The 12,310-nt window shown below is 68.3% G+C and carries 7 protein-coding genes; 4 read left to right on the top strand and 3 right to left on the bottom strand.

From position 1 onward, the window contains the following. Positions 1-41 precede the first annotated feature (41 nt). Entirely contained in the window at positions 42-1,499 is a 1,458-nt protein-coding gene (gene cysS, locus ACQCSZ_RS16130; protein WP_427004729.1) for a cysteine--tRNA ligase, read from the top strand. A 133-nt stretch (positions 1,500-1,632) separates the two neighbouring features. Then, entirely contained in the window at positions 1,633-2,619 is a 987-nt protein-coding gene (rlmB, locus tag ACQCSZ_RS16125; protein WP_427004728.1) for a 23S rRNA (guanosine(2251)-2'-O)-methyltransferase RlmB, read from the top strand. 425 nt (positions 2,620-3,044) lie between these two features. On the opposite strand, the gene ACQCSZ_RS16120 is transcribed toward rlmB, so the two are convergent. Beyond that, positions 3,045-3,857 (bottom strand): carbon-nitrogen hydrolase family protein, encoded by an 813-nt coding sequence (locus ACQCSZ_RS16120; RefSeq protein ID WP_427004727.1) that lies wholly within the window; start codon positions 3,855-3,857, stop codon positions 3,045-3,047. Between the two features lie 116 nt (positions 3,858-3,973). Between ACQCSZ_RS16120 and glgX the strand changes: the two genes are divergently transcribed. Together glgX and ACQCSZ_RS16110 are read left to right on the top strand one after the other, a co-directional pair. Further along, a complete protein-coding gene (gene glgX / locus ACQCSZ_RS16115; RefSeq protein ID WP_427004726.1) occupies positions 3,974-6,088 on the top strand; it encodes a glycogen debranching protein GlgX in 2,115 nt (704 codons plus the stop codon). Positions 6,089-6,251: 163 nt separating this feature from the next. Beyond that, the gene (locus ACQCSZ_RS16110) at positions 6,252-6,608 is read left to right on the top strand and encodes a barstar family protein (protein ID WP_427004725.1); all 357 of its coding nucleotides are present in this window, start codon (positions 6,252-6,254) and stop codon (positions 6,606-6,608) included. Between the two features lie 53 nt (positions 6,609-6,661). Here the strand turns inward: ACQCSZ_RS16110 and ACQCSZ_RS16105 are convergent, their stop codons facing one another. Both ACQCSZ_RS16105 and glgP read right to left on the bottom strand, forming a co-directional pair. Then, positions 6,662-9,436, bottom strand: a complete 2,775-nt coding sequence (locus ACQCSZ_RS16105) for a PEP/pyruvate-binding domain-containing protein (RefSeq protein ID WP_427004724.1) — start codon at positions 9,434-9,436, stop codon at positions 6,662-6,664. Positions 9,437-9,578: 142 nt separating this feature from the next. After that, a complete protein-coding gene (gene glgP, locus ACQCSZ_RS16100) occupies positions 9,579-12,197 on the bottom strand; it encodes an alpha-glucan family phosphorylase (RefSeq protein WP_427004723.1) in 2,619 nt (872 codons plus the stop codon). Positions 12,198-12,310 lie beyond the last annotated feature (113 nt).

Genomic DNA, 12,310 nt, shown 5'->3' with positions numbered 1-12,310 from the left:
CGCAGGTCAGCCCGGCACGGCCCATCGGCTAATCTGGAGCGGTGACCCTGCGCTTCTATGACACAGCATCCGCCGAAGTCCGCGACTTCGTCCCCCTGATACCGGGCAAGGTAAGCCTGTACTACTGCGGGGCCACGGTGCAGGGCATGCCCCACGTCGGGCACATCCGCTCCGCCATCGCCTTCGACCAGCTCACCCGCTGGCTGCAGTACCGCGGATTCCGCGTCACCGCCGTCCGCAACGTCACCGACATCGACGACAAGATCCTCGCCAAGTCTGCCGAATCATTCAGCCCGGACTTCGAAGACGGGCCGGATGCCGTCCGCGAGGAGGAATGGTGGGCGCTGGCCTACCGCTATGAGCAGGCGTTCCTGCAGGCCTACGACACCCTCGGCGTTTCCCGGCCAACCTACGAGCCCCGCGCTACAGGCCACATTCCCGAAATGCATGCACTGATCCGGCAGCTGATCGACCGCGGCCACGCCTACCCGGCCCTCGACGACTCCGGCGACGTCTACTTCGACGTGCGCTCCTGGGACAAATACGGGTCGCTGACGCGCCAGAACATCGACGACATGCAGGGTGCCCCGGACGCGGATCCCCGGGGCAAAAAGGACCCCCGCGACTTCGCGCTGTGGAAAGGCTCCAAAGAGGGAGAGCCGACGACGGCGAGCTGGGCGTCGCCCTGGGGCGCCGGCCGCCCGGGCTGGCACCTGGAATGCTCCGCCATGGTCACCAGGTACCTCGGCACCGAGTTTGATATCCACGGCGGCGGGCTGGACCTGCGCTTCCCGCACCACGAAAACGAGATGGCCCAGTCCCAGGCCGCAGGGCACGGGTTCGCCAACTTCTGGATGCACAACGGGATGGTCACCTACCAGGGCGAAAAAATGTCCAAGTCCATCGGCAACACCATCAGCCCCTCGGAGATGCTGGACCTCGCGTCACCGCGGGTGGTCCGCTACTACCTGGGCCAGGCGCACTACCGCTCAGTCCTGGACTACCGCCCCACGTCGCTCGAGGAGGCCGCCGCCGCCGTCGAACGCATTGACGGCTTCATCAGCCGGGCCGTCCGGGCCCTCGCTGCCGGCGGGAACTACAGCTTCGCCACGTACGGCAAGGTTCCTGAGGCGTTCGAGCGCGCCATGGATGACGATCTCAACGTGCCGCAGGCCCTTGCTGTGGTCCACGAAACGGTCAGGTCCGGCAATACCGCCCTGACGGAGGGGCGGCTGGAGGACGCACAGCAGGCGCTGCACAGCCTCCACGACATGTTGCGCGTCCTGGGCCTGAACGCGGTCGCTTCCGGCCCGGCAGCGGACCCGCGGGAAGCGGCTGCCCTCGACGTCCTCGTGGAAGCCCAGCTCGCTGCCCGTGCACAGGCCCGGGCCACCAAGGACTGGTCCGCCTCGGACGCCATCCGGGACACCCTCGCCGCTGCCGGCGTCGTCGTCGAGGACGGTACGGACGGGGCGAGCTGGAGCCTCAAGCGCGGCTGACGCGGGCTTTCCCAGCGCCGCCTCCGTTCCCTGCGGGGGCCACTGCCCCGGTCTGCGGTCGAGGATTTTACTCGAGTCAGTAGACTGGAGGTCAGACTTGTCAACGAATCGCGTAGTTAAAAGGGTGAAACTCATGGCCAACAACGGTCGCCGGTCAGTCAAACTGAAGAAGGGCCCCACCGTCGGAACCGGCGGTCACGGCCGCAAGGCTCTGGAAGGCAAGGGTCCCACTCCCAAGGCGGAGGACCGCCCGTACCACAAGGCCCATAAGAACAAGCAGCTCGCGGAGCGGTCCGAGGCCAAGCGCGGAACGGGCGCCCGCAATCCCGGCGCACGCTCGGGCCCCAAGGGCCGTGCCACCGAGGAAGTCGTCACCGGCCGCAACTCCGTCGTCGAGGCCCTGCGCGCCGGCATCCCCGCGAAGGCACTGCACGTCGCCATCCGGATCGAGATGGACGACCGCGTCAAGGAATCCCTCAAGCTGGCGGCCGAGCGCGGCATTCCACTGCTGGAAACCGGCAAGCCCGAGCTCGACCGGATGACCGATGACGCCATCCACCAGGGACTTGTGCTGCAGATCCCGCCGTATGAGTACCAGGACGCGTACGAACTCGCCGAGTACACGCTCGACGCCTGGAAGAAGGGCCACGTCGCCAACGCCCCGCTCTTCGTCGCGCTGGACGGCATCACGGATCCGCGCAACCTCGGTGCCATCATCCGCTCGGTTTCGGCCTTCAGCGGCCACGGCGTGGTCGTCCCGGAACGCCGCTCCGTCGGCGTCACGGCATCGGCCTGGAAGACCAGCGCCGGCGCGGCAGTCCGTGTGCCGGTCGCGCGTGCCGCCAACCTCAACAATACCCTCAAGGCGTTCAAGAACATGGGCATCTACGTCCTGGGACTCGACGGCGACGGCGACGTCTCGCTGCCGAACCTTGCCCTGGCCACCGAGCCGGTGTGCCTCGTGGTCGGTTCAGAGGGCAAGGGCCTGAGCCGGCTGGTCCGCGAAAACTGCGACCAGATCGTCTCCATCCCGATCGACTCCGCGATGGAATCGCTCAACGCCTCCATGGCCGTCGGCATCTCCCTCTACGAGATCTCGTGCCAGCGCGCCGCCAAGTAGTCCAGCAGCGGGGTTCCGGTTCAGTCCGCCGTCACCGCAGTTTTGCCGTCGCTTAGACACCTCCCGCCGACGCTTCCGGCCGCGGGCGGCCTCCACCGCCTCTGGTCGGCGATGCGCTCCTTAGCAAAACTCCGGTAACGGCTCTGACGCTCCCTCACCTTTCGCGGGTGGATGGCAAACGCTCCCTCACGTCTCGTGAGGGAGCGTTTGGCTTTGCCGTGCGAAAGGTGAGGGAGCGTTCCGTCTTCCGCAGTACCTCAGCGCACGGTGCCCTGAAATCGAGCGGGCGCCGGGGTCCTGCAAAGGAGCGCATCGCCGACCAGAGCTTTCGGAGGCCGCCCGCGGCCGGAGGAAGCGTCGGGAGGTGTCTAAGCGACGGCAGGGCGCCGGTGTCCGCGGCTGGTGACCACAGCCGCAAGCTAAGCCTAGAACCTGTGGCGGTTGGCCAGGACCGGGAGCTTGGCGCGGGCTTCCTTGACGACGCCGGCGTCCAGCTCCGCGAACAGCAGGCCCGGGCCGCCGTCGAGCTCTGCCAGCACGTCCCCGAACGGGGACACCACTACGGAATGCCCGACGCCGGTCGGCGCAGAGCCGCGAACCGGGAGGCCCTGGCTGGCCGGATCGCCCTGGCCGCAGGCGAGGACCACCGTGGTGGAATCCGCGGCGCGGGCGCGGGCCAGCAGCTTCCACTGATCGGCCTTGCCCGGGCCTGAACCCCACGAGGCGCACACAATGTTCACCTCGGCGCCCCGGTCCGCGTTTTCGGTAAAAAGGTCCGGGAAGCGTATGTCGTAGCAGGTGGCAAGGCCGAACGTCATGCCGCCGAGCCCGAAGGTGACGGGCTCGGAGCCGGCAGTGACCGTGTCTGATTCCGCGAAGCCGAAGGCGTCAAAGAGATGGATCTTGTCGTAGCTGGTCTCCACTCCCGGGCCGGTGACCAGCAGGGTGTTGCGCACCTTGCGCACGCCGCTGCCATCGGAGGCCGTCCCCGGCGTGAACATGCCGGCCACGATCACTATTCCGAGCTCCGCCGCGACGGCGCGCACGTGTGAGGCCCAGGGCCCGTCCAAGGGTTCGGCGATGTCCAGCAGAGAATTGCCGAAGGCGCGCATGGCAGCCTCGGGGAACACGACCAGCTCCGCACCCCCGGCCTTGGCCTGCCGTGCGTAGTCCTCCACGAGGGCCAGATTTCCGGCAAGATCACGGCCGGTGACGACCTGAGCCAGTGCAACCCGCACATTTACCTCCAATTCGGCGCTTCATTTAAGTATGCAGCGCAACTATTCCGTACACTTCACATCGTCAGCACAACGAAAATACGGGCCGTTTCATCGGCCCGGCTACGCTCTAAGCAATGGTCATGCCCTTTATAGATACAGTTTCCACCGTAGACGCCTCACGCGCCTTTCCGCTGGGAATCAGCGCTCCGCGCACCGGATCCCCGGCCACGGACGACCCTCGGGGTGCGTTCGCGAACGTGGCTGCCTACGCACCGGGCGTGACCACCCTTGAGATCGCCTATCAGGCACCCGGGGGCAGCTGGCAGCTGAAAACCCTGCCCAACGTGACCGACGGCGTCCACCACGGCATCGTGGAGGGCATTCCCGCGGGGTCGCGGTACGGTTTCCGGGCCTCCCCGCACCATGAGGCCCTTCCGCTCTCGATGCCGACCATGGATTTTGACCTGGACGGCGTGCAGCCGCTGTTGCTGGACCCCTACGGCCGGGGCGTGGACGAGCGCGACGATTTCATCACCAGCGTCCGGATGGCCGCCGGCTTCGACTGGGGCGCGGACCGCGGGCCCCGCGTTCCGTGGCGGAACACCATCATCTACGAGGCCCACGTCCGCGGCCAGACCATGCTGCACCCGGACATTCCGGAACACCTGCGGGGAACCTACGCGGGCATGGCCCACCCGGCCATGATCGAGCACCTGGTCGCGCTGGGCATCACCTCGGTCCAGCTCCTGCCGGTCCATTTCCATGTGGACGAACCGCACCTGCAGAATCTGGGGCTGACGAACTACTGGGGCTACAACACTGCCGCGTTCTTCGCCCCGCACCCCGGCTACGCCACCCGGGCAGCGCAGGCGGCCGGCGCCCACGCAGTCCAGGACGAGTTCAAGGGCATGGTCAAGCTGCTGCACGCCGCCGGCCTCGAGGTCATCCTCGACGTCGTCTACAACCACACCGCCGAGGGCGGCCCCGACCAGCCTGCCCTGAGTTTCCGCGGCCTGGGCGAGATGCAGTACTACCGCAATGACGGGCACGGCAATTACGTGGACACCACCGGCTGCGGGAACAGCCTGAACTTTGCGGAACCGCGCGTGGTCCAGCTGGTGCTGGATTCCCTGCGGTACTGGGTGACCGAGTTCCACATCGACGGCTTCCGCTTCGACCTTGCCGTGACGCTGTGCCGCAACGCCGCCAACGAGTTCGATCCGCGGCACCCGTTCCTGGTTGCCGTCGCCGCCGATCCGGTGCTGTCCGGAACCAAGCTGATCGCCGAGCCCTGGGATGTGGGCTACGGCGGCTGGCAGACCGGGCGTTTCCCCGCCGGCTGGGTCGACTGGAACGATCACTTCCGCGATGCGGTCCGCAGCTTCTGGCTCGCCGACCGTGCGGCGATCGACGCCGGCGGGCACGGCGGCTCGGTCGCGCGCCTCGCCGACGCGCTGTCCGGCTTCGCCGGCCTTTTCGAACCGTCCGGGAGATCCAGGCTCGCCTCCGTCAACTTCATCACGTCCCACGACGGCTTCACCATGGCGGACCTGATGTCCTACGACCGCAAGCACAACGAGGCCAACGGCGAGCAGAACCGCGACGGCCATGGCGACAACCGCAGCTACAACCACGGCTTCGAGGGCCCCACCGAGGACGAGGGCGTCCTTGCCCGGCGGGCCCAGACCGGCCGCAACCTGATGACCTCGCTCATGACCTCCCTGGGCGTGCCCATGATCACCGCGGGCGACGAGATCGGCCGGACCCAGCAGGGCAACAACAACGCCTACTGCCAGGACAACCCCATCTCCTGGATCGACTGGACCAGCACCCCGCAATCCCATGCGATGCTGCGCGTCACCAAGCGCGTGATCCGGCTGCGCAAGGAATTCCTCGCTGGCCAGCCGCACGACTATCCGGCGCGCGAAAACCAGGCCTACTTTCGTTGGTTCGATGCGAGCGGCGCGCCGATGTCCGGCGACAGCTGGGAGGACCACCGCCACCGCGTGGTCCAGCTCCTGCTCGGCTCCGACGACGGCGAAGTGATCGGTCTCGTGGTGGTCAACGGCGGCGCCGAGGACGTCAAGGTGACGCTGCCGCTTCTGAACAATGAGGACGGCACCGGCCACCGGCTCTTCGAACTGCGGATGACAACCTCTGAACTGAACGACCGGCGCCAGGGCGTCCGCGTCTCCTCCGGCGAGCGTGACGTGGTCCAGGCCAACACCATCAACATCTACCGCACCTGATCCGGTCCACAGCGAGGATTCACGCACTGCGGAAGTCCGCGAAACTTCTTGCCTTGATCGCTCTGCTGGCCGGACTCGTGGCGGGGAATTCCGGCGAGAAGTATTACACCGGGGACCACTACTCATCGTTCAGATTCATCATCGAAGGCAAATAGGGGAATCCATGAAGATCTACTCGGCAGACACCTGGACCCTCGAAGAGCTGCGGGAGCAGATCGACGACGCCGGCCGCCGCGCCGTCGTCATCCCCGCCGCGGTCACCAAGAAAGCCGTGCTGAAGACGTTCGGCGAGACCCTCCAGTTCCCGGAGCACTATGGCGTCAACCTTGACGCCCTCAACGACTCGCTGCATGACTTCGCCGACGCGGTCGCGGATGACGGCGAGCCGCCGCTCACGCTCATCTGGCAGGTGCCGGCCGCCTTCCGCGCCGACCGCTCCTTCGGTGTCATCTGCGAGATCCTCCAGGACGCCGAGAGCTATGCCGGGAAGAACCTGGCCGTGATCGCCGTCTGCCTGTAGCCTTCTGCGCGACATCGCACGGGGGCTGCGGCGCTGTGCCACCCGCCCGCCGGCTATTCAGGGTAACGGGCGGGGGCAGCCTGTCGTGGCCCCTGCGTAGCGGCCGGGTGCTCGATCGTGACGGTGCCGGCGTCGCCGTCGACGCGGATCTGCTGGCCGCTGGTAAGCCGCTGGGTGGCCACTCCGGTGCCGAGCACAGCCGGGATGCCGTACTCCCGGGCCACGATCGAGCTGTGGCTCAACGGGCCGCCGACGTCGGTGACCACGGCCGAGGCCATCGCGAACAGCGAGGTCCAGGCAGGGGTGGTGATGCGGGCGACCAGAACCTCGCCGGGCACCATCTGGGAGAAGTTCTGGGGCCCGCCCAGGACCCGGGCCGGACCGCTGACCCGGCCCGAGCTCGCGCCGACCCCCTTGATGACGTCGCCGTGCTGGTCCTGCGAGCCTGCCGGCATCATCCCCCCGAAGGCCCGCTCCATCCACCGGCTCTCCGGCAGCAATTGCGGGGCAGCGGCCTTGCGCTGGCCCCGCCAAAGCATCTTGCGCTCCTCGACGGCGTCGGCGCGGACGGGCCGGTCCGCTCCGGTAATGGCGACTGCCACCGGTGCGCCCATCGGTTCCGGAACGCCTTTGGTTTTCCGGCTTCCCGGGGCTTCGCCGGCCCGCGGCGCGGCGAGGCCGAACTCGACGGCGCTCCGCAGTTCCTGCTGGCGCAGCCAGAACACGTCGGCGGGACCGGCGATGACACCGGAGCCAACCAGCCGTTCCCCGAGTTCGAGCAGCATCCGCCGCATCAGCGGCCACGCCAGGCCGACGTCGGCCAGGGCATCCTCGCGGATCGGGGCGGCCTTCTGCGCCCACCGGAGCAACCGGAGGAACCCGGCCCTGCTGCTCCGGCCGAGCCTGGCGACCATTCGGCCGGTTTGCTCCTCCCTGCGGGCGGCGGAAAGCCGCTGGCGCTCGTGCGGGTCATTGCCCTGCCCCCGCAGGTAGAACTTCACCGTCTCCAGCAACGGCGCGGGATCGTCGGCCGGCACGGGGCTGACGAAGTCCAGGTTGTAGACCGCATGGCCGAACCGGTCGAGGTGGTCCTGGAACCGGGAACGCCACTGCTGCCACAGCGCCGGATCCATGCCGCCGGGAGCAGGCCCGGTGCGCTGCGACTCGGACAGCGCCGGTGCCGGTGCGCTGAGAATCGCAGGGGCCAGCCCGGGCACGCCCCGGGCCCAGGCTGCGAGGTCGTACAGGGACTTCTCGGCCCGGATGGGCTCGCTGTCGTAGCCGAGGAGAAACGTCTCGGCCGGTGGATCCCCGTCGCGCCGGACGAGTTTGTCGTAGTACGCCCGGAACGAGATTTCGCTGGTCGCCGAGATCGGAATGATCGACTGCACTGCCGTGTAGTACACGGTCCCGGCGTCCAGCAGCGCCTGCACTCCCGCCAGCAGTTCCTGTCCCGGGAGCTCCCCGACGGGCTTCGCCGACCAGTCCGCAATGATCCGCTCGTAGCGGGGGTGGGAGAATTCCCGCCAGCCGGCCACACCCATGTGCGCCTTGCCGCGGACCAGCGCGCGTACCGCCGTCAGTGACCTGCCCATCACCCGCCACATTCCCGAGGTGCGGTAGTAGTAGTACGCGTAGCCGTTGACGGTGGGCAGCCCCACATCGTCCTCGCGGACGACATTCTTGCCGACGGCCTCTGCCATCAAGGCTCTCAGCGACCGGGCCACCGAGCCGTCGATGAGGTCGGCGAACAGCGGCGAGAGGGGGTCCGGCAGCTGCTCCACGATGCTCGCCCGGAAGTAGAGGCCGTTCGGGTAGGGCACCGCCCAGGTATCCGGGGTGTCGGCCGCCGGTTCAGGCAGTGCGGTGATGGGCCGGGATTGCAGGATGAAGAATTCGCCGCCGGCCCGTGCCCACTCGATGTCCTGCGGCGCCCCGAAATGATCCGCAATCCGTGTTCCATGGCGGGCCAGCGCGGCCGCCGCCCGGTCGTCCAGCACGGCCTGGTGACGGCGTGCCGCCGGCACCGGCTGCTCCCGGGTGCCGCGGTCCGCGTAGACAGTCATGACCTCCTTGTCGGCCGTCCGCCGCGACAGCACGCGGCCCGTCGCTGCTTCGACGACGACGTCATCCGTGGTGACCGTTCCGCTGACCACGGACTCGCCCAGGCCCCACGCGGCGCTGATCACGATCTGGTCGCGGCGCCCGTTGGCCGGATTGGCGGTGAACATGACCCCGGCCGCCTCGGCCTCGACCATCCGCTGGACCACGACAGCGAGGCGGACCGCGTCCGGTCCGATGCCTTCACGGGCCCGGTAGGCCATGGCGCGCGCTGTCCACAGCGAAGCCCAGCAGTCGGTCACCGCCGCGGCCAGGGCCTCCGCCCCGCGGACGTTGAGGTAGGTGTCCTGTTGCCCGGCGAAGCTGGCCGAGGCGAGGTCCTCGGCCGTGGCGGAGGAGCGGACCGCCACGGCTGGACCGCCTTTGCCGGGACCATCGCCGGGACCGTTGCCGAGATGCCCGTAGGCAGCGCCGAGTTCGGCTGCGATCACTCCCGGCATGGTGCCGCCGGTGAACAGGGCGCGGATCCGTCCGGAGGCATCCTCATAGTCCTGCGGCACCGCCTGCGGCGACAGTGCGGCCAGCTCTTGGATGCCCGGCCCGAGATGATTGGCATCCACAAAAGCCGCGTAAGCCGCGGTGCTCAACACAAACCCCGGAGGGACCGGCGCCCCGGCCCGGATGAGACCGCCCAGCCCGACGCCCTTGCCGCCGGCCGCGGCGACGTCGCCCTGTCCCACATCGCCGAAATTGCTGATGTATGTCACGACCGTGCGTCCATTCTGCCCGTGCCCGGAGCTGGGCCGCGTTCATTGAGCCTGATGCCCAACATACTGGCACGCCGGCGGGCCGGAGGCCATGGCCGCCGGCCGCCCGGGACGACGCCCGGGCGGCCGGCGGTTTACAGCCCTAGGCGTTGACGATCAGGCCAAGCTCGGCCTTGGACGCCAGGGCCTCGTGCTTGGGGAGCACGCGGACCGTGTAGCCGAACGATCCGGAGCGGTCGATCACAAGGGTGCCGGTGAAGAGGTGGCGGCCCTTGCCCAGGCTCTCCGCGGCCTTCAGTTCCGCGACCGTGATGTCCGCCAGTTCGTCGCTGTCCTCGGCCCGGCCATAGGCCACCTCGACGTACACATCGTCCGGGGAAAGGTCCGTCAGGTCCACGTAGGCGTTCACCTGGAGCAGGTCGCCGATCTGCGGGTCCTCGGAGACCCCCACGGAGTCCACATGCTCCACCTGGATCTGGGGCCACGCGGCCCGGACCCGGGAGGTCCACGCAGCGAGGTCCTTCGCCTGGGCGTAGTTGTCCGCCACGGCGTGTCGTCCGGCGATGGCTGCGGGCCGGTACAGGACGTTGACGTAGTCCTTGAGCATCCGGTCCGCGGAAACGGCCGGGCCCAGGTGGGAAATGGTGTGCTTGATCATCGACACCCAATGGGTGGGGACCTTCTGCGGCCCGGACTGCGAGGGGCCGGCGGCCCCCGCATCGTCGGCGGTGGTCAACCCGTAAAACCGGGGTGCCACCTGCTTTTCGAGGAGCTCGTAGAGCGCCGCGGCCTCGATATCGTCGCGTTCCTCGGGGGAGGCGTCGTTGTTGGCGGTCGGAATCGCCCAGCCGTTTTCGCCGTCGTACATCTCGTCCCACCAGCCGTCCAGCACCGAAAGGTTCAACGAACCGTTCAGGGCGGCCTTCATGCCGGAGGTTCCGCAGGCCTCCAGCGGACGCAGCGGGTTGTTGAGCCACACATCGCAGCCCGGAAACAGCGTGCGGGCCATCGCGATGTCGTAGTTGGGCAGGAACGCGATCCGGTGCCGGACCTGGGGGTCGTCGGTGAAGCGGACCAGTTCCTGGATCATTTTCTTGCCCGCGTCGTCGGCCGGGTGCGACTTCCCCGCGATGACCAGCTGGATGGGGTGCGTCTTGTGCAGCAGCAGCGCCTTGAGCCGCTCGGGTTCGCGGAGCATCAGGGTGAGCCGCTTGTAGGTCGGCACACGCCGGGCAAAGCCGATGGTCAGGATGTCCGGATCAAGCACCGAGTCCGTCCAGGCCAGCTCGGCGTCGGCAGCGCCGCGCTTCTTCCAGGCGGCCCGCAGGCGGCGCCGGACGTCGTCGACGAGGGACACCCGCATCTCCCGGCGCAGCGCCCAGACGTCCTCGTCGCTGACGTCGTAGGCGAGGTCCCAGCGGCCCTGGGACTCGGCCTCGGAGCCGAACTGCTCGCGGGCCAGCTTCGAGATGCGCGGGTCCACCCAGGTCGGGACGTGCACGCCGTTGGTGACGGAGGTGATGGGCACCTCCGATTGGTCGAATCCCGGCCAGAGGGCGGAGAACATCCCGCGGGAGACCACGCCGTGCAGCTTGGCGACGCCGTTGGCCCGCTGGGCCAGGCGGAGGCCCATGACCGCCATGTTGAAGACGAAGGGGTTGCCGTCCGCGTAGCTTTCCCGGCCCAGGTCCAGGATCTTGGCCACCGGGACATCCGGCGCCAGCCCGGCGTCGAAGAAGTGCTGGATCTGCGAGGTTTCAAAGCGGTCGATGCCGGCCGGCACGGGCGTGTGGGTCGTGAACACCGTGGAGGCCCGGCCGGCGGCCAGCGCTTCTTCCCAGGTCAACGGCTCCTCCGCGGACATCATTTCCTGGATCCGCTCGACGCCGAGGAAGCCGGCGTGGCCTTCGTTGGTGTGGAACACCTCAGGGGCAGGGGAGCCCGTGAGTTTCTGGAACGCCCGCAGGGCCTTGACCCCGCCCATGCCCAGCAGCAGTTCCTGCTGGAGGCGGTGGTCACCGCCGCCGCCGTACAGCCGGTCCGTGATGCCGCGGGCGGCGTCGTCATTGCCGGGAACGTTGGAGTCCAGCAGCAGCAGCGGAACACGCCCGACGTCGGCCCGCCACACGTGCGCCAGCAGCCGGCGCCCGTGGGGGAGGGGCAGGGAGATCTGGATGGGCTTGCCGTTGCCGTCCGGCGAGGCCTCGCGCAGCAGCGTCAGGGGCAGGCCGTCCGGGTCCAGGACCGGGTAGGTTTCCTGCTGCCACGCGTCGCGGGAGAGTGACTGCTTGAAATAGCCGGCCTGGTAGAGGAGGCCGACGCCGATCAGCGGCACGCCGAGGTCCGATGCCGCCTTCAGGTGGTCGCCGGCCAGGATGCCCAGGCCGCCGGAGTACTGGGGCAGGACTTCGGTGATGCCGAATTCCGGCGAGAAGTATGCGATGCGCGACGGCGCGCCGTCGCCCAGGCTCTGGTACCAGCGGGGCTGCTCGAGGTACCGGTCCAGGTCTTCGGCGGCGGCGTGGACACGGCTGACGACGTCCATGTCTGCAGCGAGGCGCTGCAGCTCTTCCCGGCTGACCAGCCCCAGGAAGCTCACCGGGTCGTGGTTGCTCGCGGCCCAGATCCGGGGATTGAGCCCTTCGAAGAGCGCCCGGGTTGGCCGGTGCCACGACCATCGTAGGTTGGTCGCGAGCCGGGCCAGCGGCCGGATGGACTCGGGAAGTACGGTTCGGACGGTAAATCTGCGGATTGCCTTCACCAGCGACACACTAACGGACAAGTGTGGGCCCCGGAACTGCTTTGAGTTTCTTTCGCCTAAATGACGGAGGGCGTCCGGGAAAATCCGGAAACCACCGGAACACGGGCGCATTC

Origin of the sequence: Pseudarthrobacter sp. H2 (assembly GCF_050157045.1) — a bacterium.
Classification (GTDB): Bacteria; Actinomycetota; Actinomycetes; order Actinomycetales; family Micrococcaceae; genus Arthrobacter.
Note: the sequence above shows the minus strand (reverse complement) of the source record. Positions and strands in the feature narration are given on the sequence as shown.